At 38.2% G+C, this 26,479-nt stretch carries 24 protein-coding genes; 11 read left to right on the top strand and 13 right to left on the bottom strand.

Annotation, left to right across the window (positions count from 1 at the left end):
* Genes ACQ2HF_RS13355 through ACQ2HF_RS13345 form a run of 3 tightly spaced genes read left to right on the top strand, consistent with a single transcriptional unit; the run spans position 1 to position 3,074 of the window.
* Positions 1–669, top strand: a complete 669-nt coding sequence (locus tag ACQ2HF_RS13355; RefSeq protein ID WP_432410916.1) for a hypothetical protein — start codon at positions 1–3, stop codon at positions 667–669.
* Entirely contained in the window at positions 659–1,225 is a 567-nt protein-coding gene (locus ACQ2HF_RS13350) for a hypothetical protein (protein WP_432410915.1), read from the top strand. The genes ACQ2HF_RS13355 and ACQ2HF_RS13350 overlap by 11 nt, the downstream gene beginning before the upstream one ends.
* Before the next feature lie 4 nt (positions 1,226–1,229).
* Complete coding sequence (locus ACQ2HF_RS13345) at positions 1,230–3,074, top strand: HsdM family class I SAM-dependent methyltransferase (protein ID WP_432410914.1); 1,845 nt, start codon at positions 1,230–1,232, stop codon at positions 3,072–3,074.
* Positions 3,075–3,520: 446 nt separating this feature from the next.
* Here the strand turns inward: ACQ2HF_RS13345 and ACQ2HF_RS13340 are convergent, their stop codons facing one another.
* Positions 3,521–4,576 (bottom strand): IS110 family transposase, encoded by a 1,056-nt coding sequence (locus tag ACQ2HF_RS13340; RefSeq protein ID WP_432410913.1) that lies wholly within the window; start codon positions 4,574–4,576, stop codon positions 3,521–3,523.
* Between the two features lie 253 nt (positions 4,577–4,829).
* Between ACQ2HF_RS13340 and ACQ2HF_RS13335 the strand changes: the two genes are divergently transcribed.
* The gene (locus ACQ2HF_RS13335; RefSeq protein WP_432410912.1) at positions 4,830–5,276 is read left to right on the top strand and encodes a hypothetical protein; all 447 of its coding nucleotides are present in this window, start codon (positions 4,830–4,832) and stop codon (positions 5,274–5,276) included.
* A 38-nt stretch (positions 5,277–5,314) separates the two neighbouring features.
* On the opposite strand, the gene ACQ2HF_RS13330 is transcribed toward ACQ2HF_RS13335, so the two are convergent.
* From ACQ2HF_RS13330 to ACQ2HF_RS13320, 3 genes are all read right to left on the bottom strand, one after another.
* Positions 5,315–8,443, bottom strand: a complete 3,129-nt coding sequence (locus ACQ2HF_RS13330; protein ID WP_432410911.1) for a VPS10 domain-containing protein — start codon at positions 8,441–8,443, stop codon at positions 5,315–5,317.
* Positions 8,444–8,719: 276 nt separating this feature from the next.
* Positions 8,720–9,175 carry a GNAT family N-acetyltransferase gene (locus ACQ2HF_RS13325; RefSeq protein WP_432410910.1) on the bottom strand — a complete coding sequence of 152 codons (456 nt, stop codon included), beginning with the start codon at positions 9,173–9,175 and terminating at the stop codon, positions 8,720–8,722.
* Positions 9,176–9,186: 11 nt separating this feature from the next.
* On the bottom strand, positions 9,187–10,842 hold the full coding sequence (locus ACQ2HF_RS13320; RefSeq protein WP_432410909.1) for a T9SS type A sorting domain-containing protein: 1,656 nt from the start codon (positions 10,840–10,842) through the stop codon (positions 9,187–9,189).
* A 121-nt stretch (positions 10,843–10,963) separates the two neighbouring features.
* Between ACQ2HF_RS13320 and ACQ2HF_RS13315 the strand changes: the two genes are divergently transcribed.
* Positions 10,964–11,815: a bile acid:sodium symporter family protein gene (locus ACQ2HF_RS13315; RefSeq protein WP_432410908.1), complete on the top strand. Its 852-nt coding sequence runs from the start codon at positions 10,964–10,966 to the stop codon at positions 11,813–11,815.
* Between the two features lie 62 nt (positions 11,816–11,877).
* Here ACQ2HF_RS13315 and ACQ2HF_RS13310 read toward each other — a convergent pair whose 3' ends face one another.
* Complete coding sequence (locus tag ACQ2HF_RS13310) at positions 11,878–12,582, bottom strand: leucine-rich repeat domain-containing protein (protein WP_432410907.1); 705 nt, start codon at positions 12,580–12,582, stop codon at positions 11,878–11,880.
* Between the two features lie 88 nt (positions 12,583–12,670).
* Complete coding sequence (locus ACQ2HF_RS13305; RefSeq protein ID WP_432410906.1) at positions 12,671–13,321, bottom strand: alpha/beta hydrolase; 651 nt, start codon at positions 13,319–13,321, stop codon at positions 12,671–12,673.
* 46 nt (positions 13,322–13,367) lie between these two features.
* Here ACQ2HF_RS13305 and ACQ2HF_RS13300 point away from each other — a divergent pair, with 46 nt between their 5' ends.
* The 4 genes from ACQ2HF_RS13300 (at position 13,368) to ACQ2HF_RS13285 (ending at position 17,539) form a co-directional block, all read left to right on the top strand.
* The gene (locus ACQ2HF_RS13300; protein WP_432410905.1) at positions 13,368–13,787 is read left to right on the top strand and encodes a PaaI family thioesterase; all 420 of its coding nucleotides are present in this window, start codon (positions 13,368–13,370) and stop codon (positions 13,785–13,787) included.
* A gap of 87 nt (positions 13,788–13,874) precedes the next feature.
* Positions 13,875–14,945, top strand: a complete 1,071-nt coding sequence (locus ACQ2HF_RS13295) for an isochorismate synthase (protein ID WP_432410904.1) — start codon at positions 13,875–13,877, stop codon at positions 14,943–14,945.
* A gap of 31 nt (positions 14,946–14,976) precedes the next feature.
* Complete coding sequence (gene menD, locus ACQ2HF_RS13290) at positions 14,977–16,647, top strand: 2-succinyl-5-enolpyruvyl-6-hydroxy-3-cyclohexene-1-carboxylic-acid synthase (RefSeq protein ID WP_432410903.1); 1,671 nt, start codon at positions 14,977–14,979, stop codon at positions 16,645–16,647.
* 55 nt (positions 16,648–16,702) lie between these two features.
* Positions 16,703–17,539, top strand: a complete 837-nt coding sequence (locus ACQ2HF_RS13285) for a CvfB family protein (protein ID WP_432410902.1) — start codon at positions 16,703–16,705, stop codon at positions 17,537–17,539.
* 89 nt (positions 17,540–17,628) lie between these two features.
* Here ACQ2HF_RS13285 and ACQ2HF_RS13280 read toward each other — a convergent pair whose 3' ends face one another.
* From ACQ2HF_RS13280 to ACQ2HF_RS13250, 7 genes are all read right to left on the bottom strand, one after another.
* Positions 17,629–18,174, bottom strand: coding sequence for a GNAT family N-acetyltransferase (locus tag ACQ2HF_RS13280; RefSeq protein ID WP_432410901.1), 546 nt, complete (start codon positions 18,172–18,174; stop codon positions 17,629–17,631).
* A gap of 5 nt (positions 18,175–18,179) precedes the next feature.
* Positions 18,180–20,312 carry a methylmalonyl-CoA mutase gene (scpA, locus tag ACQ2HF_RS13275; RefSeq protein ID WP_432410900.1) on the bottom strand — a complete coding sequence of 711 codons (2,133 nt, stop codon included), beginning with the start codon at positions 20,310–20,312 and terminating at the stop codon, positions 18,180–18,182.
* Positions 20,305–21,681: a methylmalonyl-CoA mutase subunit beta gene (locus tag ACQ2HF_RS13270; RefSeq protein ID WP_432410899.1), complete on the bottom strand. Its 1,377-nt coding sequence runs from the start codon at positions 21,679–21,681 to the stop codon at positions 20,305–20,307. The genes scpA and ACQ2HF_RS13270 overlap by 8 nt, the downstream gene beginning before the upstream one ends.
* 32 nt (positions 21,682–21,713) lie before the next feature.
* Positions 21,714–22,031 (bottom strand): FtsB family cell division protein, encoded by a 318-nt coding sequence (locus ACQ2HF_RS13265; RefSeq protein ID WP_432410898.1) that lies wholly within the window; start codon positions 22,029–22,031, stop codon positions 21,714–21,716.
* Complete coding sequence (udk, locus tag ACQ2HF_RS13260) at positions 22,021–22,638, bottom strand: uridine kinase (protein WP_432410897.1); 618 nt, start codon at positions 22,636–22,638, stop codon at positions 22,021–22,023. The genes ACQ2HF_RS13265 and udk overlap by 11 nt, the downstream gene beginning before the upstream one ends.
* A gap of 48 nt (positions 22,639–22,686) precedes the next feature.
* Entirely contained in the window at positions 22,687–23,142 is a 456-nt protein-coding gene (locus ACQ2HF_RS13255; protein WP_432410896.1) for a c-type cytochrome, read from the bottom strand.
* A 111-nt stretch (positions 23,143–23,253) separates the two neighbouring features.
* Positions 23,254–24,372: a PQQ-dependent sugar dehydrogenase gene (locus ACQ2HF_RS13250; RefSeq protein ID WP_432410895.1), complete on the bottom strand. Its 1,119-nt coding sequence runs from the start codon at positions 24,370–24,372 to the stop codon at positions 23,254–23,256.
* Positions 24,373–24,548: 176 nt separating this feature from the next.
* Between ACQ2HF_RS13250 and ACQ2HF_RS13245 the strand changes: the two genes are divergently transcribed.
* A complete protein-coding gene (locus ACQ2HF_RS13245) occupies positions 24,549–25,037 on the top strand; it encodes a biotin/lipoyl-containing protein (RefSeq protein WP_432410894.1) in 489 nt (162 codons plus the stop codon).
* Complete coding sequence (gene accC / locus ACQ2HF_RS13240) at positions 25,037–26,476, top strand: acetyl-CoA carboxylase biotin carboxylase subunit (protein ID WP_432413099.1); 1,440 nt, start codon at positions 25,037–25,039, stop codon at positions 26,474–26,476. The genes ACQ2HF_RS13245 and accC overlap by 1 nt, the downstream gene beginning before the upstream one ends.
* The last annotated feature ends 3 nt before the right edge of the window (positions 26,477–26,479 follow it).

Raw genomic sequence — 26,479 nt, 5'->3', positions numbered from 1 at the left:
ATGTATAAAATATTATTTATTGATGAGGAGAAAGATACTTTGGATGACTTTGAAGATTTCGTAGAAAATTTTACTGCCAAAGAAGAATTGAAGCCAATAACAATGTTTCCTTTAGCGGATATAGAAGAAATGATTGAGCTGATTATTAAAACAGCACCAGATGCACTCATAGCTGATTTTCGACTAAATGAGATGAAAACTGATATTGATTATAATGTTCCTTATAACGGTGTTGAATTAGTTGAAGGCTTTCAATCGATTCGTCGTAATTTTCCCTGTTTCATACTTACTGCTTTAGATGATGAAGCTGTAAATCAAAGTGATGATGTAAATATAGTATACGTTAAGAATATTCTTCATAATAAAGAAGAAGGAAATGCGAAAGCAAAGTTTCTAGATAGAGTTCTTAGTCAAATTGAACATTATAAACAAAAAATAGAGAAATCAAAGAATGAATTAGTGGAATTAGTTAAAATTAGAGAAGCAGGCGAGGCCGATATTGAAGTGGAAAACAGGATAATTATTCTTGACGATTTTATTGAAAACTCGATTGATGCACAAAACTCTATTCCAACCGAATTTAAAACATTATCGAACTCAAATAGACTCGATAGCATTTTAAATAAGGTAGATGAGTTACTAAAAAAGATTGATGATAATGCCGAATAAATTTAGGAATACTAATCCAGAAAGGACTTTTACAAAAGTTTATAAGAGATATAGAAGTTACAAGAAATATTTAGCTTCGGATTTTAATAATCGATGTGGTTATACTGATTGTCCTGACTTTTGGTTTGGAGGAAAAAACAATTTTCACATTGACCATTTTAAACCATTTTCTAAAAATCCAGATTTGGCTACCGAATATTCTAACCTTGTTTACTGTTGTTCTTACGTAAACATCTTAAAGTCAGATGATGAAGGAAGTTATCTTGACCCTTGTGATGTTGATTTTAATGATCATTTTGACAGAGGAGCAAACGGTGCAATTTTACCAAAAAACAGTTCAGTTGAAGCTAAATATATGTATTCTAAACTCAACTTAGGTCTTTCCAGGTATAGCCTAATTTGGAAATTAGACGAAATTAACGATAAACTTATAAAGCTTCAAACAGAAATTGCGAATCCAAAAAATCTAAAAATAAAGAATGATTTAAGAATAGTTCATAGCGAACTGGCAGAAGAGTTTATTAATTATTTGCAATATTTAAAAGTAAATCAATAATAAAGTGAAACAACAAGTTTTCAAATATTTAAAGTCCTATTCTACCACTCCAATTGACGTGGATAGACTTATTGTTTCGGCTTTTTTGAAAATAAACTGCATTAAAGTTGTGCAAAATTCATTTGTAAAATCTCTGATAATAACAAACGAAAATTCTGAAGAGTTTAAAAACTTAAATAATTTCATTTTAGTAATTAAATCCGAAATACCGAAATTTGATTTGGAGGCTTTGATAGAATTGTTTGAATTTGTCATTTCTCCATCAGATAGGATTGTAAATGGTGCCATTTACACACCGAAATATATAAGAGAATATATCACAAATCGTGCATTTTACGCTGTGAGAGGTAAATTTGACAATATTACAATTGCCGATATTTCTTGCGGTTGTGGAGGGTTTTTACTGACAGCAGCCAAGAAATTGAAAAAAATCACAAAGCAGTCATATAAAATTATATTTGAAAAAAACATTTACGGTTTAGATATTCAAAGTTATTCGACTAAGAGAACGAAAATACTTTTATCAATTTTAGCACTTTCCGAAAACGAGGATTCTGAATTTTTATTTAATCTTTTTACAGATGATGCATTAACATTTGACTGGAACAATAACTTAGAAGATTTTTCAGGATTTAGTATGATATTGGGTAATCCTCCTTATGTCTGTGCCAAGAATATGACTAAAAAAACAATCGATAAAATTCAAATGTTTGAAGTTAGTAATTCAGGTAATGCAGATTTATACATTCCATTTTTTCAATTGGGCTTAGAAAATCTAGCAGAAAACGGAGTGCTTGGTTTGATTACAATGAATAGTTTCTACAAGAGTTTAAATGGTAGAAATCTTAGAGAATATTTTAAGAATAAAAGTTTAAGTTTTAAGATAATAGATTTTGGTACAGAGCAAGTTTTTAAGTCTAAAAACACTTATACCTGTATCTGTCTCATTGAAAATAAAACTAAAAATTATATCAAATATTGTAAACGAAAAAGTCAATTTCTTCCAAAAAGAGAGAAAGAATTTGATAAAATTCCTTATTCAATGCTTAACTCAAAAAATGGTTGGAATCTTAATGATTTTGAAACTATTTCTAAAATAGAGTCAACTGGTGTTCCTTTCGGTAATTTATTCAATACCAGACACGGAATAGCAACATTAAAAAATGATGTCTATATATTCAATCCTGTAAAAGAAGATGATGATTATTATTATTTGCAAAATGGTAGTTTGTTTCAAATTGAGAAAGGAATTTGTAGAAATATTATAAATGCTAACAAATTAAGTCGCACTATATCGCTAGAGAATTTAAAGGAAAAAGTAATATTCCCTTATGACAATAAAAACAAACCAAATTTACTTGATGAGGCTTTTGTAAAAGAAATATATCCTAAAGCATATAAATACCTTAAAAAGAAAAAGAAAATACTAGCTGGTCGCGATAAGGGAAAAGGTAATTATGAAAATTGGTTTGCTTTTGGTAGAACTCAGTCATTAGAAAAAATTGAAAATAAATTGTTTTTTCCAAAAATGTCAGATAGAGTTCCAAGTTTTGTGATGGAATCTGATGAGAATTTGATGTTTTATAATGGACAAGCAGTCATAGGTCATACTACCCAAGAAATGATTTTAGCTAGAAAAATTATGGAATCCAAACTCTTTTGGTATTATGTAAAAACTACGAGCAAACCTTATACTTCAGAATACTATTCATTTAATGGTAATTATATTAAAAATTTTGGTGTTTGTGATTTAAATAAAGACGAAATAGATTTTGTTATTAATGAAAATGATAGAGAAACCTTGGATAAGTTTTTTGAGAAAAAATATGAAATTACAATAGCAGAATGAAATTGCCGATGCTGAAAGCCATACACATTTACAGTCGCTCCATCCAAGCTTCACCCAAGCTGTAAAAGAGTATGACTTTGCCAACGCTAGCAAGTTTGCGGAATAAAGCCAGCAGGTAACAACGTATCCTATGAAAAGCACTAGCTCAGTTCTTCAAATTTAATATTTTATTTTTAATTACCTCATAATGATTATTTTGGAGTGTTTAAATGTTGGCAATCTTCTCCTTGATGTTGCTTGATTGTCAACATTTAAATACTTATAACTTGCTCCGCATCCTATATGTGATCCATCGTCTTTGCGCGGTCACCAGCATCTGTATGATTATAAGTTATAATAAACCTGGCCACTTGCTATAAATGTGTGGTCCAACCATAAAGGCAGCCACCTACGTTGTTTTGTGGTACAGGTAAATCTACTTCTTTGTGAGCTTTGTTATCTATCTATTATTCTATCACTCCTATTGCATAAGGAGTTTCTGTTTTTATGACTGCTAAAGTTCTGCTCAATAGTTTACGAGCCACTTTAATGATGATTGACTTTACATTCTTCCCTAGATGTTTGCGGTAGTACCCTTGCATTATCGGATCTGTTCTAATGGCCTGCCAAGATGCTTCTATAAAATAACTACGCATCAATCGGTGTGCTCGCATGGTAATGCCCGTGCTCTTCTGGTTGTCGCCACTTTGGTGAATGCCTGGAGCTAACCCAACATAACCCGCAAGATGTTTTATACTATTAAAACGTCTTAAATCGCCCAACTCGCATATAATCCCACAGGCTACAATACCGCCTATCCCCGGAATACTTTTCAATAAATAATAATCCTTCTTGTAATGCTTTCGACAGTAAGCACGCATCTTTGTTGAGACATCACGTAATTCCTGGTCTATAAACCTAAAACTGCGCATCCTGCTATCAAGCGTCTCACGGGCCGATGGATATTTGAAAGTAACTTCGTCTACCCATCCACGAAATTTATGGCTCCAATGGTCGTTATCGAACTCATCAGGAATTGCTATCCCGAAATAAAGCAATTGCATTTTTATAAAACTCTTCACACGCCTGAAATCCTTTACCAGATCATTACGCCTTCTAAAAAGACTTCGCAACTGCTCACGTTCAACATCTGGAATGTGGATGCTCTCTAGCCTCCCGTCCTTAAGTTCCCTGGCTATTAACTGCGCATCTATCTTATCTGTCTTGGTATATTTTTCTTTTCCCTTGCGATGGATATCGGCAGGATTAACTACTAGAGAGTGCCAACCAAAACTCTCAAAACTACGGTGGGCATAATACCCGCAGCAACCAGCTTCGTAGGCTGTAGCTACTTTATGTTTTGGAAAATGTTTACGAATATAATCACGTAACATTTCTGGTTTAGGCGCCATAGTGAAGGATTTGCCCGAAAACAGGTCGGTAGCGCAATGTATCTTCCAGCTTCGCTTGTGAATATCGATTCCAATGTATAACTTTGGTTGGGCAGTGGGTCTAGACTCCATATCTTATTGTTTTAGTGAACTTTAAAGATACTGGACTTACTGCTTTTTCATTGATGCTAAAAATAATAGGGCAATTGGTGCTTAACCCAATGTTTCAGGCACTTTTCGAAGTAGCCAAATTTTTTAATTTGGCTTATTGAAAAGAAAAGGTAATAAGAAAATTAAAAAATTCGGCTCGTGCTCAACCGAATAGTTATCGCTAATTTGCACGCTACGAGCCATATACAAAACCGTTGTAGCTAATTCTATTTACATGAAAATTCACGCTTTATTTATATTATTATTGATATTCTCCCAAGGAATTTATGCACAAGATCTCACTATTGATGAATGGAATAATTTTGAAAGTAATATAAATTATACTCCACCTATCATCTCTGGCTGTACTTCAAAGAAGAGTAATGATGAAATTAATTCTTGTTTAACACAGAAATTTCGAAAACGACTAGAACGAAAACTACGAATCGATGTTTTTAATTCAAATAATTTAGAGGTAGGTAAACATACAATTAATGTGTTTTTCAAAATATCAAATAAAGGTAGAATTGTTGACATAAAAGTTAGAAACGGTAATTTGAAAATTGTAAATGAGATCACAAGAGCTTTTAAAACCTTCGGAAGAATTAAACCTGGGAAAATAGATGGTAAGCCTGTAGGGGTGTATTTCAAAATACCAATTTATATTGAGATATATAAATAAAACTAGCCACAACAACACATCCTATGAAAAGCACTAGCTCACTCCTTTTTCAAAACCAAAGCAGGCAACTGCAACTCCTCATATATCTTATTATACATTGCCATTTCAGTAGTTATAATCGCATCCCGTTCCGTTTTATAGGTTTGCCAGTCTTTTTGTAGATCCTGAAGACGTTGTTTGGAGCCTGCAGTTACTTGTGGGATAGGACTGTCTATAAAGTCCTTTAAATACAATACTTCGCTGTTCAGTTTGTTGTTAAAATTAATTACATCCTGAAAGGTTTTTTGCTGTGTCTGGATCAGGTTTTCTTCCCAAGAGGTAATGCGTTTGCTTAAAGAATCGCCTTTTTTAAGAAGTTCTTCTGCTTTTTTAGTGTCTTTCAACAGGTGCTTGTAATGGGTTAACTGTGCCTGTACCGAGCGCATTTCATTCACAGATTCGTGAATTTCGGTAATCATTCCTTCCAGTTGTCCTAAGATAGCTTGTCGTTCTGCAAATTGGGCAGGGGAGGTGTCCAGATTAGGATTTGGTTTAATGGTGACTGTCGTTTCGGTAGTGGTCTCGTCTGCCGTTAAGCGCAAGGTATAGGTGCCTGGTGCCACGGTCGCGCCCTGGTAATCTCCAAAGACAAATACGTTGTCTACGGCGGGAAGACCTTCTTTCCTAAAATCCCACGTAAAACGATTAAAACCTTGTTTGGCAGGAAGCACAGCAGGTTGCGAAGGGCCGCCCGTCCACGTTTTAAAATCTTTTGGAGGTTTGTTTGTAAACGTTCGGATCACGTTTCCGTTTTGAACTATTTCTAATTTTAAATCCAGCGAATCTTTAACTTCAGGAAGATAATAATCCAGCGTTACGCCAGAGGCAGGGTTTTCACCTAGACCATTGCCAGCAGGTGCTTTTCCGCCAAAAATTAGATAGGTATCTTTAGGTTGTACTATACTCAATTTGCCTTCGGAAGCGGCTTTGTTTTGAATCGCTCCCAGATCGTCCAGAATCCAAAAAGAACGTCCTGCTGTGGCTGCTACCAGATCGTTATCTTGTATCACCAGATCGTTAATAGGCACCACAGGTAAATTGAGTTGGAAGGGTTTCCAATCCTTTCCGTCATTCCACGACACATAAAGCCCTGTTTCGGTTCCTGCGTATAGCAAACCTTTCTTTTTGGGATCTTCGCGCACCACGCGTACAAAGGTGTGATCGCCTGTAATGCCGTTGGTGATTTTTGTCCAGCTTTGTCCGTAGTTGTTGGTTTTAAATATATACGGTTTCAAGTTCATAGACTTATAACCCATCACAGCGATATACGCCGTTGCCTTGTCGTGTGGGGAAACATCGATACTGTTTATAATGTAAGCTCCAATTCCTTTAGGAGTGATGTTTTCCCAGGTTTGTCCGCCATTTTTGGTCACATGTACCAAGCCGTCATCACTTCCTGCGTACAATACGCCTTGTTCCAATGGAGAAGCCACTAAAGACATTAAGGTGTTGTAATTCTCGCCTCCCGCAGCTTCGTTGGTATAAGGGCCACCGCCTGGACCGTGTTTGTCGATTTCATTTCTTGTGAGATCTGGGCTCACGGCTGTCCAGCTGGTACCGCCGTCCGTAGTTTTAAACACACGATTTCCACCGTGGTAGATGGTTTTTCGGTTAAAAGGGTCGCTTATAATAGGCGCATTCCAGTTAAAACGGTATTTGGCATCTTTGGGTGCTTTGCTCAGGCCTTGTTCAGGATATTGGTTAATGATTTTAGATTGAGACGTATTTTTCATCCAGCGTTCTATAATTCCCTGATAGCAACCGCCATAAATTTCAATTGGATTGTCTGGATCAAAAGCTAAAAAAGCACTTTCACAGCCAGCAACACTGTACCAATTTTTCCAATCGATTCCTGCGCCGTTGGTTCTGCTGGAGATAGCAATAGCGCTATTGTCCTGTTGCCCGCCATATACATTGTAGGGAACCAAATTATCTGTAATTACTCTATAAAACTGAGCCGTTGCCTGATTTTCCTGCGTACTCCAGCTTTTACCACCATTATTCGAAATATTGGCACCACCGTCGTTACTGTTAATCATCACCTGGTTGTTTTCAGGATGAATCCATAAATGGTGATTATCTCCGTGTGGGACAGAAACATTTTCAAAACTTTTCCCACCGTCTATAGATTTCATCACGGGTGCGTTTAACACATAGACTACATTTTCGTCCTGGGTATCGGCAAATATTTCCATATAATACCAGGAACGAGTTATGTTCACGCGGTCTTTGTTAATTTGTTTCCACGATTTTCCAGCGTCGTCACTTCTATAGACCCCTGCTTTGTCACCTTCGGCTTCTATAACCGCAAACACACGATCTGGATTGGCACGAGATACTGAAATCCCGGATTTCCCGAAAGCATCAGGAATTCCTTCTTTCATAGGTTCCCAGGTGTCACCACCGTCATTCGATTTGTATAAACCAGAAGTCTTGCCACCACTTTCCATCGTCCAAGGATAGCGACGGTGTTGCCACATTGCCGCGTATAGGATCAGCGGATTCTTAAAATCCATCGTCAAATCTGAAGCGCCTGTGTTTTCATCTACATACAATGTTTTTTTCCACGTTTTTCCACCGTCTGTAGATTTATAAATTCCACGTTCTTCGGAAGGGCCAAATTGCGCTCCTTGTGCCGCCACAAATAAAATATCTGGGTTAGTAGGATTTATAATTACATCTGAAATATGACGTGTAAAGTCCAGTCCAATATGTTTCCAGGTTTTTCCTGCATCGGTAGATTTGTACACACCGTCTCCCATAGAGGTCATCACCCCGCGGGCAGCGTGTTCGCCCATTCCAACCACAACAATATTCGGGTTGCTTTCTGAAACTGCAATGGCACCTACCGTTCCGGTTTTAAAGAACCCGTCCGATATGTTTTTCCAGGAGATACCGTCGTCTTCAGTTTTAAAAACACCACCGCCTGTACTTCCCATATAATAGGTCATAGGTTGCCCCACCACACCAGAGGATGCTACAGAACGCCCGCCACGAAAGGGACCAATATTGCGCCATTTTAATCCGCTGTAAAGCGTATCTACGCTAGTGGTAGCTTCTTTTTTTTGAGCTGAAACCGAAAGGGATATAAAAAGACAGAGTAGGGGTAGTGTAAGGAAGCGTTTCATGGTTGATTGGTTTTTTATAAAGTTATGGAAATCTAGTTGAATAATTAATGAACCAGTTGATGTGTTATAAATTCTTAAATTCCTGCTCTGTTATAGAAATTGCACAAATGATATTTTATAATGGCTCTTTGCTAAACGCACAACAATCTCTTTGTGTTCTTCGTGCCTTTGTGGTGGTATGCAGGATTATGAATCACCACAGAGGCACAGGGGGCACAGAGAAAATAATTAATGTAAGATATATTTTTTATCGTGTTAAAAGTATTGATATTTACTTCAAAGCATTTTCTGAAAACACACGCTATTCTCCATCCCAACATATTGGCCATATAGCGGTATTTCTACATAGTTGTTTTTCTTGTAAAGTGCAATGGCATCTGGTTGGCGTTTACCCGTTTCTAAAACACAAGATGTAAACCTAAGCTCGGTTGCCCAGGCTTCCAGCTGTAACAATACTTGCGAGCCTATTCCTTTTCCCCGATAGTTCACAGTTGTAAACATTCGTTTTATTTCGGCAGTAGTAGGGTTGTATTTTTTAAGTGCACCGCAAGCAATGGGTGTTTCTTCGGAATAAAATACCAACACGTGATGTATATTTTCCAAGCCATTGTACTGGTTATAAAAATCGTGCAAGTCGCCGTCACTTTTGGCAAGGGAGGCGTCCAAATGTTTTACCAGTTCAAGAAATGCTGGATTTGTTCCGTTGGTTCTTCGGAAGGTGATATTTTTCAAATGCTACAGTATTATTTTACTAAAAATTTCAAGGTTTGATTTCCGCTATCGGTGCTTAGATTCAGAAAATACATTGCTGTGGGCAAGGTTTGTGCTATGGAAATTCTAGATGAAGTTACTGAAATGGTAGTTTCAACTAATTGCTGCCCCAACTGATTATAAATTTCAGCAGTGATAATACTTCCATTAACAACCGAAGAATCTACAAGTAGTTCAATAGTTTCAGCAACCGGATTGCGCACTAACTGAAATGCTCCAGAAAATTCATTTTCAGAAACACCTAAAGGTATTTGTAAGATTTCGGCTAGTGCAAAAGCTACATTTTGAGCTGTTGGTTCTACGTGACGCTCGTTCGTATTAGGGATATGAAAATTCACAAAGGGAGAATCGTTCAAATCCGGAAGAGCAAACCAATCGTTTTCGGTTTCTAGTGCCAAGGCGCTTATGGTAGGGATGAAAGCGAAAGCATCTTGATCTAACGCATCAATAAAATCCTGAATAGCAGGATTTCCACCGCCGCCACCTAAAGCGTTTGAAATAAAGGATACGCCTCCTGGTGAAGCATCAATCCCGTCAATAGTTGGTTCACTTTGCGCGTCTGCATCAAAAGAGTCTATTGGGAAACCTGCGAAAAAACTGTCAAAAGAAGTTACATTAATAGTTGTATTGGCTTCTGGCGCAAAATGTAATACCACATCTGCGGTAGCTCCAGAACCTAAATCTAGGGTAGTATCTACAATTTGAATACCTGGCATTCCCGTTGTAAGTCCGTTTCCAGCCCCATTGATCATCGCTACATTCCGCACGTTTTGTGGAAATCCCAAAGCATCTAACTCTGCCTGAAAAGCATCTCTGAAATCTGGCGCTCCAGCGGGCAACAATTTGGTTGGGTCTTGCTCTGTAGGGGACCCAGCCAGCAAATGTCCTAATAAATGATCGTACAGCATTTCTTTGGCCGCTGGAGCGTTTAAAACTTCGTCTACAATGGCTATGGCCTGTGCATCGCCTACTTCTTGTGCCAAATAGTTAATAAGGTATTGTAAACTAATAGGAATATTCGCACCTTTATGTGGCGAATCGAAAGAGATATACAGCCTAGTTTCGTGTGGCATACTGTTCTGTTCCATAAAAGCTAGTCCGTATCTTGCGATAAGGCCTCCCATACTGGGTCCTAGCACTACCAATTCTTCATTTCCCACTTTTTCTTCATTCAGAAAATTAATAAGTTCAATTAAGACCATAGCATTACGCTGGATAAAATCTCCTCCGCCGTCTATCTCTTTTCCGCCTGTGGTATACACTGGGGCATTGAGCACCACAATATCATATCCTTCATCACGAACAAGGTCTGCCAAATTCTCACCACCAAAAGCCAGACTATTATACAGCCCATTAATATCTCTTGCATCTCCTGGGTCAAAACCATCTAATAAAATAACGGGTTTGTCTAATATACCATCTACTGTATCCAGGAAAATCTCATATTCACCCTGTCCAAAATATTCCTGTGTTTCATCGTATCCTTGATAGCCAAGAGTAGCGCTAATTTGGGTTACGGCAGCTTTGTTGGATATTTGTGTTGTGTTTTCTGGCGTATACTGAAATGTGCTTTGCCCAAAAACAGCAAAAGAGAAAAGTAATGTAACTAAAAGCGGACCATTTTTCATAAGAAGGAAAGGTTTGTAGGATGAATTAAATAACTCTAATTCGTTAAATATACACAAAACAGTCCAATTTCCTGACTAAGCAATAATGTGTTACATTTGAAATAACACAATAGTTGTATCTATGGATAACCTATCTACTTTCATCCTTGCGGGAGCACTTTTTATTATTATGCTGGGCATGGGACTTTCTTTACAAATGGCCGATTTTAAACGAATTGTCCTATATCCAAAAGCCATAGGTATTGGGCTCACCAACCAATTAGTTTTCTTACCTCTGGTAGGATTTTTAATTGCAATTTTTATTCCAATGCAACCAGAAATTGCAGTAGGAATTATGATTCTTGCGGCATGTCCAGGAGGTCCCACCTCTAATTTAATTTCATTTATGGCAAAAGGAAATTTGGCTTTGTCTGTCTCGCTCACAGCTATAAGTAGCATTATTACTATTGTTACCATCCCTTTTATCGTGTCTTTTTCTTCGGAATATTTTATGGGTGCAGGGCAGGAGGTCCAATTAAATATTTTTCAGACCATCGTACAGATATTTGGAATCGTAATTATTCCTATTGCTATTGGGATGTTTATTAGGCGTATGCAACCTGCGTTTGCTATTAAAATGGGAAAACCTGTACGTATCGCTTCCGGAGTGGTGTTGGCGTTAATCATTATTGGTCTTGTACTTAAAGAGCGGGCTAATTTTGGAGCCTATTTTCAGCAAGCAGGAATCGCAGCTTTTTTACTGAATGTGATTACTATGTTTTTGGGTTATTTCTCGGCAAAATTGTTTCGTTTGTCTACACCTTCGGCTATAAGTATTTCCATAGAGTCTGGCATTCAAAATGGGACTTTAGCTATTACCATTGCTGTAATTATGCTTCAGAATACATCTTTTGCCATAGCACCTGCGGTATATAGCTTGCTTATGTTTATTACGGGAGGGGTGATGGTTTTCTTTTTTACCAGAAAAAAATAAAAAAAAAAATGATCTGTAGAATACAGATCATTTTAAGTCTTAACCTTTAAAAATATATGTACTTAGTTATCGTCGCTAGATTCTATAGCGATTACTGTTTTAGCCGTAGGAACTAGCGTCCTTTTTTCTAAATCTAAGGCACCAGAGTTAGACAATAGCACAATAGAAAACATCTCAATATTTGTAAAATTGTTTTCGGCAATCATTAATTCTTTTAAGTTACTGTTGTTTGCCAGTTGAACAGGAAGTGAGCCAGCCAAATTATTATCAAACACATTAAAAACTTCAAGTTCCGTTAAATTATTGATCGCTGTTGGTACATTTCCAGTAAGCTTATTGCTACTTAAATGTAATTGTTTAAGATTGGTAAGATTGCCTAAAGAACCTGGAATAACACCTGTGAGGGCGTTGCCGTTAAAAGCCAATACTTCTAAGTTTTTTAAATTCCCTAAGGTTTCAGGTAAGGCACCCTGTATTTTATTAAACGATAATTCTAATGTTTTTAAGTGAACCAAATCTCCAATAGAAGCAGGTAACTCTCCCGCTACATTGTTAAAAAGAAGGCTAATACCTGTCACCTTATCATTTTCAACAGTAATGCCTTGCCATTCTGAAACTGGCGTGTTTATATCCCAGGACTGAACCCATTGGTCGCCTTGTGTTTCAATATAAAAATCAAGCAATGCTTGCTTCTCTTTAGGGGTTACTTGTGCAGTTACAATAACACAAAATAAAGCGAGAACGGAGGTTAGTAAAAGTCTTTTCATCAGTTGGTTATCAGATTATTCTTACAATTTGAAGTAAATTAAAGCTATAATTTGCTGAAACGCAAATATTTTCGATGAAATACACGGTTTAACGCACCTTTTTTTCTGCTAAACGGTTTATAAAAGGGATGTATACCTCGTGAACACCTTTAAACACTGTAATGTCGAGACGATCTCCAAAAATTGAATTTCCTTTTAAAATTTCTTCGGTTTTCTTGGCTTCAGTGATGTATGGATCTTTATCGCCATATAAATAAGTAACCTTGCAACTTTCAGAAAGATACTGGAAATCGTTTTTATTTAATTCTTTCGGAATACCACCACTATGTAAGACTATAGCATCACATAGAATTTTTCTACTAGCCAACCAACGCATTGCGATAGAAACCCCTTGAGAATATCCTAATATAATAAAACGGGGAAGTGTTTTAGGTTTTTCTTCTTTCCATACGGCGTCTATATAGGAAAGAACATTTTTAGTGTCTTCTACAGTGTTTACTTTGGTAAGCCAATTAGCTCCTACGTGACGATATTCTTTCCCCAAATAAAATTTTGAAGGAGCCTGCGGAATGATAACGAAATTTTCTTCGGAATCTAATTCTTTAAAATACTTCCCAAAATAGGTGCTTAAATAGCCCATTCCGTGAAAAACCAACCAAACGTTTTTTGTTTTGCTTGTATAGGAATTTAAGGTAGTGTAGGTATTGGATGTGGTGTAGGTTACTTGTTTTTCTTTCATTTGTATTGGGCTTCTTTTGTACTTTTACAAAGGTAATTTAATTGTTATGATAAATTCGAAAGAAGAAATACTTGAAGCTTGCAGGAAAATGTGTGAAAATACACTCATGGAAACCTTGGAGATTGAGTTTATAGATGTTTCCGAAAATAAGTTAGTTGCGCGTATGCCTGTGACGTCAAGAGTCCATCAACCAGATGGTGTACTTCATGGGGGCGCTTCTGTCGCTTTGGCAGAAAGTGTTGGGAGTGCGGCCGCGTTTATTTTTTTAGATGCGAAAAATGTTGCGATACGAGGTATTGAGATTGCAGCTAATCATGTAAAAAGTGTACGAGATGGCTTTGTATATGCGCACGCCACGGTATTACACCAGGGAAGAACCACCCAATTATGGCAAATACGAATAGTGAATGAGGAGGGCCAACTTGTATCCTTGGTAAAATTAACGACCATTACGTTGCCTAAATAAATAACGTTTTATTTTAGTAGTCTAGCTATTAGATGTACTTTTAAGTAACAAATAAACGTATTTTTTTGTACCTATAAACGAAACCGAATGCAGTACCCTCAACTCGCTCAAAAAATAGTGTTTCATTTTGAAAAAAACCTCCCCTTTGTTCTGTATTCATTACCAGACAGTGCTGAAATTGTAGGCATATTCCAAAGGAATGCCAACCTTATTACTTCACAATTATTACAAGAAAACGGTTTTGTTTTTGCACCCTTCGATTCAAAAAACAAAATAGTACAAATCCCAATGGATCTCAGTGAAATGTTTGTTTGCGAAGGCATTCCAGAGATTCCAGATACCACAAACGCCTCAGTAATTACAGAAAACTCACAAGATAAAAAGAATCATCTTGCCTTAATCTCAAAAGCTATAGCTAAAATTGAAACGGGTAGGGTTCAAAAAATTGTAGTTTCAAGAAAAAAAGAAGTAGTTCTAAAAAACTTCGATTTAAAAAAACTTTGTGATTCGCTCTTTTCCCAAAATCCAACCGCCTTTAGATATATCTGGTACCATCCTGAAACATCTCTTTGGTGTGGTGCTACGCCAGAGGTGCTTATAAAAACCAACGGTGCTGCATTTTCAACAATGGCACTTGCGGGGACACAAAAAATAGAAGGGCAATCTATTATTTTTTGGGAAAATAAAGAAAAAAATGAACAACAATGGGTGGTAGAAGCTATTGTGGAAAATTTACTGGATAAAACTACAGTATTGAATGTTTCCAAAACCAAAACACACATCGCAGGGAGTCTGGCGCATTTACGAACCGACATACAAGGAGTGCTTAACACTAATAAATATGCGCTTCAGAAGGTTGTAGAATCGATACATCCAACACCTGCAGTTTGTGGTACACCAAGAAAGACAGCTCAAAGTTTTATTATGGATACTGAAGGTTACGACCGAGAATTTTATACTGGCTTCTTAGGTGTAACGAACAGTGAGGTAAACAAAACCGAACTTTTCGTAAACCTGCGATGTTTTAAAATTAAAGACAAGATAGCCACCCTCTACGCAGGTGGTGGTATTACCGAAGATTCCAAACCCGAAGCTGAATGGCAAGAAACCCATAATAAGTTACAAACCATGGCCAAAGTATTGCAGCCGCTTCTTTAAAATTTCATTCGGCAGTTGTACCTTTGTACTAATGAAATTTAGCAATAAACCACTCTCACAAACGGTCACACAATTATGCCTAGCCAAAGGGATAGACCACATTGTAATTTCACCTGGTTCACGTAACGCTCCTTTAACCATTGGCTTTACAGAGCACCCCGATTTTAAAAATTTTAGTATTGTAGACGAGCGGTGCGCTGCTTTTTTTGCATTGGGTTTGGCACAACAACTCCAAAAACCGGTAGCGGTGGTGTGTACTTCAGGATCTGCTTTACTTAATTATTTTCCTGCCGTAGCAGAGGCATACTATATCGATATTCCCTTGGTAGTGATTAGTGCAGACAGACCCGAGCACCTGGTAGAGGTTGGCGATGGGCAAACTATTCAGCAAGAAAATGTGTATGGGAACCATATTTTATACTCCGCCAATTGTAAAGAAGGGCAGGAGCATCAGGTTTTTAATGAAACTGAAATAAATATTGCTCTAAACACAGCTATAGAACTCAATGGTCCCGTGCATATAAATGTTCCCTTTTCTGAACCGTTGTATCATAGCGTTCCAGATCTTTTAGTACGTCCACAACACGTTCCCGCACGCCAACAATTTTCAGAAAAAATTGAAGAAGACGCATGGAAAGGGTTTTCTGAAATGTGGAATACTTCTTTAAAAAAGATGGTATTAGTAGGTGTGCTCAAGCCAAATAGTATTGAAGCACAACAAATTAAATCTCTTGCCGAAGATGAAAGTGTTGTGGTGTTAACCGAAACTACCAGCAACGTACACCACCCAAATTTTATTCCAGCGATAGACCAGTTAATATCCTCACTTACCGAAACAGAATTTGAAGCCCTGCAACCCGATGTTTTGCTAACCTTTGGCGGCTTGATCGTTTCAAAACGTATCAAAGCTTTTTTGAGGAAATTTCAACCCAAAAAACATTGGCATATAGATTCTAAAAAAGCGTATGATACTTTTTTTGCTTTAGACTATCACGGCAAAACCTCACCCAATTTTTTTCTATCTGCGTTGTATGAGAACTGTGATTCAGTGAAAAGCGAATACCAACATCATTGGTTACAGGTGAGACAGCATAGGCTTTCCCAACACGAAAATTATTTGGCTGAAATTCCTTTTTCAGATTTTAAAGTATTTGCAACGCTGTTTGAAACGGCTCCAAAAAATATTCAGCTTCAATTGGCCAATAGTGCCACGATACGCTACGCACAACTCTTCCAGATAGACCCAAGTTTTGAGGTGTTTTGTAACCGCGGTACCAGTGGCATAGATGGAAGTACCAGTACGGCGATTGGTGCTGCTGTGGCTTCAAAAAAACAAACCGTATACATTACCGGTGATCTAAGTTTTTTCTACGACAGTAATGCATTATGGAATGAATATATTCCATCTAATTTTAGAATTATCATCGTTAACAATGGGGGTGGCGGTATTTTCAGGATACTTCCCGGAGATAAGGAAACCAAGAACTTTAAGACCTATTTTGAAACAAAACACCAATTGAATGCGTCTCAATTATGTGATATGTATCAGTTGGATTATGTTTCAGCAAACACTATAAGCGAGGTTTCTTCAGCTTTAAAAAGGTTTTATACTGAAAGTGAACGTCCAAAAGTCTTGGAGGTTTTTACGCCTTCCGATATAAATGATAAAATTCTGCTTGAGTATTTTAAGTTTATCGCGTAGTCAATTCTTTTTTAACTTTATTAGATTACAACCCTTAAATCGTACCTTTGCTATTATGCTGAAATTAGGAGAATATCAAGAATTATACATAGTAAGAGACACAGAGCCAGGTCTCTTTTTAGCCAATGCCGAAGAAGATGAAGTCTTGCTTCCCAATAAATACAAACCTGAGGATTTTGCTATTGGCGAACCTATGGAAGTATTTGTGTATCTGGATTATGATGAACGCCCTGTGGCTACAACGTTACATCCTTATTTAACGCTTAATACATTTGGATATTTGCATTGTGCAGATGTAAATGAATTTGGTGCTTTTATGGATTGGGGTGTGCAAAAGCAATTGTTTGTACCTTTTAAAGAACAGGCAAGACCTATGAAGGTTGGTAATTGGTACATAGTGTATTTATCTTTAGACGAAGTTACCAATAGGTTAGTAGGCTCTAGTAAAACCAATAAATTTCTCGATAATTCAAATCTAGAGCTTGAAAAGTATGATCAGGTTGAAATTTTAGTCACTCACTTAACCGAAAAAGGTGCCAATGCCATAGTAAATGGAAAGTACCACGGCCTCATTTATATAGACGATATTTTTGAAGACATTCGTACAGGTGATAGGATGAAAGCTTTTATTAAAAAGGTGCGTGAGGATAATAAAATAGATATAGTCTTACAACACCCAGGCTACCGAAGTATAGAGCCTAATGCGAATTATGTATTAGATGAATTAAAAGCAGCTGGCGGATTCTTACCGCTACACGACAAAAGCGATCCCGAAGCCATTAAAAATGAGTTGGGACTGAGTAAAAAATCGTTTAAAAAAGCGATTGGAAGTCTTTACAAAGACAAGCAGATTACCATTAAAGAGGATGGAATTGAGTTAATTGATAATTAGTGATGAGTGTTGAGTGCGCTTCGCTTTGAGAGGTAAATTTGGTATGTAGATTGGATTTTGCTTAGGTATAAAAGTCGTGCATCAAACCATCAATTTTTCTCCTGTATTGTTTTCGTATAAACCACACAATGCTTAAACCTGTCATCCCCAGTAATTAAAGGGTGTTGTACGGTTCCTATGTAGTGCATTCCAATTTTTTTCATCACTTGTTCTGAAGCTTTGTTAGTATCGGTTGTAAAACTCAATACTTCCTTAATTCCAAATAATGAGTAGGCATTTTCAAGACACGCTGTTGCTGTCTCGGTCGCATAGCCTTTACCCCAGGCCGATGTCTTAAAGCGATATCCAACATCTATACAAGGCGTAAAGTCGCTTTCCCAGGTTTGGTTCTTTAAACCGGCAAAGCCAATAAAATCGCCCGTTTCTAATTCGTCTACAGCAAAATACGTATACCCAAACTCCTTAAAATGGTCTTTTAACCTGGCAATTAGGTCTAAAGTCTCTTCCGCTGAAAGTATGGCTGGAAAATGTTGCATAACTTCAGGATCCTGACACATTTCAATAAAAGGAGTGGAGTCACTTGGGAGCCAGTTGCGAAGGCCTAGGCGGGTGGTTTTTATGATGTACTTGTTCATTTTACTTAGGATTCACCATCAATCAAAACCTCTAAAATAGCAATGGCAGCATCACTAATCTTCGTTCCAGGGCCAAATACAGCTACCGCACCCGCATCAAACAAAAATTGATAATCTTGTGGCGGAATGACTCCCCCAACAATCACCATAATATCTTCACGACCCAGTTTTTTCATTTCCTCGATTACTTGAGGAACGAGTGTTTTATGACCTGCGGCAAGACTGGAAACACCCAAAATGTGTACATCATTTTCAATGGCTTGTTGCGCGGCTTCTTTTGGGGTTTGAAATAAGGGGCCAATGTCTACATCAAAGCCAACATCGGCATAGCCCGTAGCCACTACTTTGGCACCACGATCGTGACCGTCTTGTCCCATTTTGGCAATCATAATACGGGGGCGACGCCCTTCCTGCTCGGCAAACGTATCTGCCAGCTCTCTGGCTTTTGCAAACTGCGGGTCTTTCTTTATTTCTTTACTATACACGCCACTAAACGATTTAATTTGTGCTTTGTACCTACCAAATACTTCTTCCAACGCATCGCTAATTTCTCCCAGCGTGGCTCTTTCCCGGGCGGCCTCTATGGCTAAAGCTAGTAAATTTCCATCACCTGTTTTGGCGCATTCGGTTAATTTTTTTAAGGTAGCAGAAACTTTTGCTGCATTTCTTTCTGTTTTAATGCGTTCCAATAGCTCCATTTGTCCTTTGCGAACTTTCTGATTGTCTACATCCAATATCTGTAACGGATCTTCTTTCTCTAACTGAAATTGATTCACCCCAACAATGATATCTGTACCACCATCTATTCTAGCTTGCTTTCTTGCGGCGGCTTCTTCAATACGTAGTTTTGGAATTCCTGCTTCAATGGCTTTGGTCATGCCACCTAACTCCTCAACTTCCTCTATAAGTTGCCATGCTTTTTCTGCAATGTCATTCGTTAAGCTTTCTACATAATAACTTCCTGCCCACGGATCTACCGTTCTATTAATTTGCGTTTCTTCCTGCAAATAAATTTGTGTGTTTCTCGCTATTCTTGCTGAAAAATCGGTTGGCAACGCAATGGCTTCATCCAGTGCATTGGTATGTAAACTCTGCGTTCCTCCAAATGCTGCTGCAGCTGCTTCAATACACGTTCTGGCTACATTATTAAAAGGATCCTGCGCCGTTAAACTCCATCCACTTGTCTGGCAGTGGGTTCGTAACGCAAGCGATTTCTGATTCTTCGGATTGAACTGCTTTACAATTTTTGCCCATAACATTCGGGCAGCGCGCATTTTGGCGATCTCCATAAAATGATTCATCCCAATCGCCCAAAAGAAGGAGAGGCGAGGAGCGAAGGTGTCAATATCCATTCCGGCTGCAATCCCAGTGCGAATGTATTCCAATCCGTCTGCCAAGGTGTACGCCAGTTCAATGTCACAGGTGGCTCCTGCTTCCTGCATATGGTAACCCGAAATAGAAATACTATTAAATTTCGGCATCTTTTCTGAAGCAAATTCAAAAATATCACTGATTATTTTCATGGAAGGGGTTGGCGGATAGATATACGTATTCCGTACCATGAACTCTTTTAAAATATCATTTTGAATGGTTCCTGCCAAGGCTTCAGGAGAAACGCCTTGCTCTTCGGCAGCTACAATATAGAATGCCATAATGGGTAAGACGGCGCCGTTCATGGTCATAGAAACACTCATCTTGTCCAACGGAATCTGGTCGAACAAAATTTTCATATCCTCCACGCTATCAATGGCAACACCTGCTTTCCCAACATCACCCACCACACGCTCGTGATCGCTATCATAGCCACGGTGCGTAGCCAGATCGAATGCCACGGAAAGTCCTTTTTGACCTGCTGCTAAATTTCTTCTGTAAAAGGCATTACTGTCTTCCGCAGTAGAAAAACCTGCATATTGGCGAATGGTCCAGGGCCGCCGTACATACATAGTAGAGTAGGGGCCGCGGAGGTTGGGAGCCAGACCCGCTACAAAATTTAAATGGTTTAGATCTTTTGTATCTGTTTCTGAGTAAATTTTCTTAACTGGAATATCTTCAGCAGTTTGAAAACTTTCATCGTGCGATACGTGTCGTGCTTCATTCGTGCTTTTCAGCCTAAGATTTTCAAAGTTCTTTCTATTCATGATCCAATCGTTCTTGTTCTACTTTTTCTGCTAATCTCCTGGCGATGATAGGTATTATTAGGGTTTTACGCATATTTGTTTTTACAAATGGGTACAGTTCTAAATCGTTTTTCATTCGGTCTGCATCGTTAGGATATTTATTAGTCCCTACTAATATCAATTTCCCCTGGTCGAACCATTGCTGCTCTTTTGTCGCGCTTTCTTTTATCTTTTTCTGAAGGGTGCCGTTCTTTAATTGAGATACCAATCCGCCGCCTTTTTCAATAGATTTAAAGATGTCCAATGCCTGTTCAGCCAATTGTTGGGTAAGCGTCTCAATATAATAACTACCATCTGCCGGGTTTGAAACAGCATCGAAATAGCTTTCCTTTTTTAGGATTAATAATTGATTGCGAGAAATACGTTCGCCAAACTCATTGCTTTTGTGATACAACGCATCATACGGAAGATTACAAACGGTATCGGCGCCCCCTAAAACTGCGCTCATTGTTTCGGTGGTAGTTCGTAACATATTTACATTATAATCGTAAAGGGTTTTATTTCTTTTGGAAGGAGTGGCGAGTATGTGACAGGTTTCTGAAACGTTGTATTCAGAAGCCAAACTTGCATACAATAACCGAAGCGCTCTAATTTTCGCGATTTCGAAAAAGTAATTGGAGCCCGTTGCGATTTTGAAAGTTAGCGAGATAGAAGCACTTCGACTGCGCTCAGTGTGACAGTAGTGATTTAGATATTCATTGGCATGAGCCAGCCCGTAAGCAAGTTGTTGTACAATAGTAGCACCTGCATTTTGATACACCGAAGTATCCACAGCTATCAACTGCTTCTCTGAATATTTTTGATGAAGGGAATCGAGAATTTTGTGGTCGTTTATCTGGTTTTGAAACCAATTTCCAGTTTTGGCAAGATGTCCAAGCAGGTCTATATTGTAAGATACCGCAGCTTCTTTTTGAGTTAAATATTGAATCAATTTCAATAAAAAAGCTTCGTCTAAAAACTGAAATTCAAAATAAATGGTCGCTTTTTCAAAAGGAAAATTGGCGAACGTTTTCTCAATGTCGAAGGTGTTTTGTGCAGTAAAGATGATGGCTTCGGCACCTCTTTCAATGCTATTGTGTGCTAATGAGTTTGCTATTGCTTCGTCATCTATAAAAATATCCTGAGCGATGTTCCAGTGCTTTGGATGGCCTGGAATTTGTGGGGTTTTAATAGTATCGTCGGCATGGTACGTGGGGCGTACGTGAATGCCTTCCAAGCTTTGCCAAACAAGTGTGTCGTTATAGTCGGCACCTTTAAGGTCCATTTGTATTTTCTGTTTCCATTGTTTAGCAGAAACGGGTTCGAAATCTTTAAATAAATCAATACTCACTTTTTGTGATTTGTTTTTTATAATTTGGAGTTTTACTGAAGGCTGTCTTCATTTTCGATAATAAAAATATCCTCTCCTTCTTTTTTAAGATAGTACTTTTCCCGGGCGTATTTCTCAATCTCGTTGCTATCATTCATCTTATCTAGAAATACTTTATCTTTTTCTATTTCAGCTTTATAAAAATCCTTGTTTTCTTCAAGTGCTTCAATATCTTCAGTCAATTCTTTATGAATGAAATAGGAATTGGTGTCAAAAAAAATCATCCACACGGCAAAAAAGATCAGGATAAGTATGTACGTACTTCCCAAAATCTTAAACCAGCGTTTTTGTTTTAAGTCTTTAAATTTCATTTTCTAATTTCTGCTGCACGATTTTTCTAATTACATCCACAGCAACGGTATTATACCTGTTATTTGGGATAATAATATCTGCAAACTCTTTTGTAGGCTCAATAAACTGTTGATGCATAGGTTTGAGCGTAGTTTGATACCGGCGCAACACTTCATCCAAATCTCGCCCGCGTTCCGCAATATCACGCTTTAATCTACGTATGAGACGTTCGTCACTATCTGCGTGTACAAATATTTTTATATTGAACAACTCCCTGATATCCGGATGTGTTAAAATTAAAATACCTTCTACAATAATCACCTTTTTTGGACGGGTGGTTACCGTTTCTTTGGTTCGGTTATGCTCTTTGAAGCTATATACAGGTTGCTCAAACGAATTTCCTTTTTTGAGCTCCTCCAGGTGCTGTACCAATAATTTAAAATCGATAGAATTAGGGTGATCAAAATTAATTTTCACCCGCTCTTCATAAGGCAAATGACTAGTGTCGTTATAGTAGCTATCTTGTGAAATCACACATACCTCATCTGCAGGTAATTGTGCTACAATTTGATGTACTACCGTTGTTTTTCCACTTCCGGTACCGCCACCAATTCCTAGTATGAGCATAGTTTAATTGTTTATCGCAAAGGTAGGAAATCTGTTAGTTTGTTATGGCTATTCTTCAATTTTAGCAACTTCGGCTTCTGTGACCATTTCTTCTTGAGTATTTTCCCATTTGTTCATTACATAATTCATGACATCTGCTACTTCTTCATCACTTAAGCCCATGGGAACCATAACACCGTTATAAGGTTTTCCATTCACTTCAATTTCACCTTTTTGACCAAATTTTACGGCTCGAATGCTTTCGGTTCTTTTATCCTTCAACCAGTTAGAACCAGCCAAAGGCGGGAAGTTGCCGGGAACTCCTTTCCCATTGGCTAAGTGACACTGCATGCAAAAATCGGTATACACCAAACCGCCACGCTCCATACTAGCTTGGAGGGGATTTTGGTCTTTTTCAGTTTCTGAAACTTGCACAGCACCTATTTTAATACTTTTCTTTTTTTCTGAATCGTTACACGCCAATAGTGCTAGTGTAACCGTTATAAGTAGGATTGTTTTTTTCATATTTCGACTCCGCTCCATATGCGGATGGTTTAAATTTAATTTTTTCTATATAAATATTTAAGGAGGTTTGCTGCGTCTGCGACATCTAGCAGCATCAGATTGTCCATAGTGTTAATCAGGAACCACTTTATAAATACCATCGCCTTCTACGGCAATGTAAATATAGCCATCTGGCGCTTCTTTTACATTCCGGACGCGGCCAATATCTTCGGCTATTTTTTCACGGTCTATAACTTTGTCTCCATTTAATTTTACCAACTCTACATAATTAAATTTTAGTGAACCTACCAGTAAATGTCCTTTCCAGTCTGGATATTTGTCGCTGGTTACAAAGTCCATTCCGCAGGGAGCAATCGAAGGCACCCAATAATAAATGGGCTGCGTCATTCCTTCTTTTTCGGTGATTTCAGTGAATGAGGTACCGCTATAATTAACTCCGTAGCTAATCACTGGCCAGCCGTAGTTGTTTCCTTTTTCGATAATGTTTATCTCGTCACCACCTTTGGGTCCGTGTTCGTGAATCCAGATTTTCCCGGTAGTTGGATGAAGTGCCATTCCCTGCGGATTTCTATTTCCGTAGGTATAAATAGCGTCTAGCCCATCTGTACCTACAAACGGGTTGTCTTGTGGAATACTACCATCGTCATGTAAACGATATATTTTCCCTCCATCGCGGGTAATGTCTTGCGGATTTACATCTCTTTCGCCACGTTCGCCAACTGAAAAGTAAAGAAAACCTTCGTTATCAAATTCAATTCGGGAACCAAAATGTTGCCCACGAGTGGTATTTGGAGTTGCTTTGTATAAGTCTTCTATGCTCACTAGGGCGTCACCGTCAAGTTTCGCTCGGCTTACCTTTGTATTGCCTCCTTTTCCTTCACCTTCTTCGGAAGCGTACGTAAAATAAATCCAGCCATTTTCAGCATACTTCGGATGTAATTCGATATCCAGTAAGCCGCCTTGTCCACGGTTATATACTTTCGGTACATTTTGAATGTTGGTCTTTTGTCCGCCTTTAAAATGAATAAGCTCACCACTTTTTTCGGTAATAAGCATACTGCCATCGGGAAGCCACGTCATTCCCCAGGGATTGTTAAGGTTATCTACCACTTTTTCTGTGGTATAGCCACGCTTTGGCTCTGTAGTTAACGCAATGTCATTCTTTTTTTTTGGAGCGTTACAGGAGGCAATCAGTAAACACAGTAGGAAGGAAAAGGGTGCGATTTTCATAAGATAATTTCTTTCTGAAAAGATACATAAAAATTGGAAGTTTCTAAAAAAGTTTAACGATGGATGCGTTACAGGATTTGTATTTATAAAATATAATATCCTTTTGAATCTGTGACGGGTACTTTGCAGCCTACCTTCAAAATTGTATCTTTAGCACAACATATATTATTGTTGCTATGGAAGAAAAATTTAAGGTTATTGTAAATCAGTCACTTGAGTTTTCGTTGCTAAAAAGTGATGCAGAACAGCTGGATATTGTAACCGATAGAAATACGATTCACGTTGTGGATGCGGCTACATCACATCATGTAGAAGTTCTTGAACATGATTTTCAGAATAAAACCTATACGTTGAAAGTAAATGGAAATCGGTTTTCAATAAAAATTGAAAATGAACTCGATTTCTTAATTGCAGAGATGGGACTTTCCTTAGGGGCCGATTCCTTCGAAAATAAAATCCATGCGCCCATGCCAGGACTTATTCTGGAGGTACATGTATCCCCAGGACAGGAAATTAAGGCAAACGAACCTCTGTGTGTTTTGGAAGCGATGAAAATGGAGAACTCTTTACTGGCGCCTTCAGACGGGATTGTGAAAGCTGTTCATGTGAAAACGGGGGAAACCGTAGAAAAAGGAGTGTTGTTAATTGAATTAGAAGGAGAATGATAGAAAAAATAGTAGTGGCCAACCGTGGAGAAATTGCTGTTCGCGTTATAAAAACGGCCCGTAAAATGGGAATTAAAACTGTGGCTGTGTATTCAGAAGTTGATAGAAATGCACCCCATGTAAAACTGGCTGATGAAGCAGTTTGTATTGGGCCACCACCTTCTTCAGAATCGTATTTAAAAGGAGATGTCGTTATTGAAGTGGCCAAAAAACTACATGCAGATGCCATACATCCGGGGTATGGTTTTTTAAGTGAAAACGCTGCTTTTGCTGAAGCGGTAGAAAAAAACGGACTTATATTCATTGGGCCAAGACCTCATGCCATACGTGTGATGGGGAGCAAACTTGCGGCGAAGGAAGCTGTAAAAAAATATAATATCCCTATGGTTCCGGGTATCGATGAAGCCATCACCGATGTTGAAAAAGCAAAACAAATTGCAGCGGAGATAGGCTATCCCATTCTTATTAAAGCATCGGCAGGCGGTGGTGGGAAAGGAATGCGCGTAGTAGAAAGCAAAGAAGTGCTGGAAGAGCAAATGAAACGCGCTATCAGCGAAGCAACATCTGCTTTTGGTGACGGCTCTGTTTTTATTGAAAAATACGTGGAGTCGCCTCGGCATATTGAGATTCAGATATTAGCCGACACCCAGGGAAATACCGTACACTTGTTTGAACGCGAATGTAGTATACAACGCCGGCATCAAAAAGTGGTAGAGGAAGCACCTTCAGCAATATTGACGCCTGCACTTCGTGAAGCGATGGGACAGGCTGCGATTAAAGTAGCAAAAGCCTGCGATTATGTAGGGGCTGGAACCGTAGAGTTTTTGTTGGATGAAAAGAACAATTTCTATTTTCTGGAAATGAACACTCGTTTGCAGGTAGAGCATCCTGTGACGGAACTCATTACAAATTTAGACCTGGTAGAACAGCAAATAAAAATAGCAAATGGCGAGTCGCTTGCTTTTTCACAAGAGGACCTTTCCATACACGGACATGCGCTGGAATTGCGTGTGTATGCCGAAGATCCTCTCAATGATTTCTTACCAAGTGTAGGAACTTTAGAAGTGTATAGACCGCCAAGCGGAGAGCATATTCGCGTAGACGATGGTTTTAAAGAAGGGATGGAAATCCCTATTCAGTACGATCCAATGCTTTCAAAATTAATTACGTGGGGTAAAACCCGTGAGGAAGCAATTCAATTAATGATACAAGCAATACAGGATTTTGATGTAGCTGGGGTACAAACAACCTTGCCTTTCGGAAGCTTTGTTTTTGAACATAAAGCGTTTCGAAAGGGTACGTTCGATACTCATTTTGTAAAAAAATACTATACCAAAAAAGGTGACCAACAACAAGTAACAGCAGCAGCTGAAGTTGCTGCAAAAGTTGCTTTGCATGTACACCTTCAAGAATTAAAAAAATTGAGGCTTTCAAAATAAAAG

It is taken from the genome of Rasiella sp. SM2506 (assembly GCF_050859505.1).
Classification (GTDB): Bacteria; Bacteroidota; Bacteroidia; order Flavobacteriales; family Flavobacteriaceae; genus Marinirhabdus.
Note: the sequence above shows the minus strand (reverse complement) of the source record. Positions and strands in the feature narration are given on the sequence as shown.

What these genes read in the sequence shown, in the direction of transcription:
- ACQ2HF_RS13285 (WP_432410902.1), top strand. Translation starts at nt 16,703, where the DNA reads ATGCTGAAATTAGGAGAATATCAAGAATTATACATAGTAAGAGACACA.
- ACQ2HF_RS13280 (WP_432410901.1), bottom strand. Translation starts at nt 18,174, where the DNA reads ATGAACAAGTACATCATAAAAACCACCCGCCTAGGCCTTCGCAACTGG.
- scpA (WP_432410900.1), bottom strand. Translation starts at nt 20,312, where the DNA reads ATGAATAGAAAGAACTTTGAAAATCTTAGGCTGAAAAGCACGAATGAA.
- ACQ2HF_RS13320 (WP_432410909.1), bottom strand. Translation starts at nt 10,842, where the DNA reads ATGAAAAATGGTCCGCTTTTAGTTACATTACTTTTCTCTTTTGCTGTT.
- ACQ2HF_RS13335 (WP_432410912.1), top strand. Translation starts at nt 4,830, where the DNA reads ATGAAAATTCACGCTTTATTTATATTATTATTGATATTCTCCCAAGGA.
- ACQ2HF_RS13355 (WP_432410916.1), top strand. Translation starts at nt 1, where the DNA reads ATGTATAAAATATTATTTATTGATGAGGAGAAAGATACTTTGGATGAC.
- ACQ2HF_RS13250 (WP_432410895.1), bottom strand. Translation starts at nt 24,372, where the DNA reads ATGAAAATCGCACCCTTTTCCTTCCTACTGTGTTTACTGATTGCCTCC.
- ACQ2HF_RS13245 (WP_432410894.1), top strand. Translation starts at nt 24,549, where the DNA reads ATGGAAGAAAAATTTAAGGTTATTGTAAATCAGTCACTTGAGTTTTCG.
- ACQ2HF_RS13330 (WP_432410911.1), bottom strand. Translation starts at nt 8,443, where the DNA reads ATGAAACGCTTCCTTACACTACCCCTACTCTGTCTTTTTATATCCCTT.
- ACQ2HF_RS13255 (WP_432410896.1), bottom strand. Translation starts at nt 23,142, where the DNA reads ATGAAAAAAACAATCCTACTTATAACGGTTACACTAGCACTATTGGCG.
- ACQ2HF_RS13340 (WP_432410913.1), bottom strand. Translation starts at nt 4,576, where the DNA reads ATGGAGTCTAGACCCACTGCCCAACCAAAGTTATACATTGGAATCGAT.
- ACQ2HF_RS13310 (WP_432410907.1), bottom strand. Translation starts at nt 12,582, where the DNA reads ATGAAAAGACTTTTACTAACCTCCGTTCTCGCTTTATTTTGTGTTATT.
- ACQ2HF_RS13350 (WP_432410915.1), top strand. Translation starts at nt 659, where the DNA reads ATGCCGAATAAATTTAGGAATACTAATCCAGAAAGGACTTTTACAAAA.
- ACQ2HF_RS13295 (WP_432410904.1), top strand. Translation starts at nt 13,875, where the DNA reads ATGCAGTACCCTCAACTCGCTCAAAAAATAGTGTTTCATTTTGAAAAA.
- udk (WP_432410897.1), bottom strand. Translation starts at nt 22,638, where the DNA reads ATGCTCATACTAGGAATTGGTGGCGGTACCGGAAGTGGAAAAACAACG.
- menD (WP_432410903.1), top strand. Translation starts at nt 14,977, where the DNA reads ATGAAATTTAGCAATAAACCACTCTCACAAACGGTCACACAATTATGC.
- ACQ2HF_RS13305 (WP_432410906.1), bottom strand. Translation starts at nt 13,321, where the DNA reads ATGAAAGAAAAACAAGTAACCTACACCACATCCAATACCTACACTACC.
- ACQ2HF_RS13265 (WP_432410898.1), bottom strand. Translation starts at nt 22,031, where the DNA reads ATGAAATTTAAAGACTTAAAACAAAAACGCTGGTTTAAGATTTTGGGA.
- ACQ2HF_RS13315 (WP_432410908.1), top strand. Translation starts at nt 10,964, where the DNA reads ATGGATAACCTATCTACTTTCATCCTTGCGGGAGCACTTTTTATTATT.
- ACQ2HF_RS13300 (WP_432410905.1), top strand. Translation starts at nt 13,368, where the DNA reads ATGATAAATTCGAAAGAAGAAATACTTGAAGCTTGCAGGAAAATGTGT.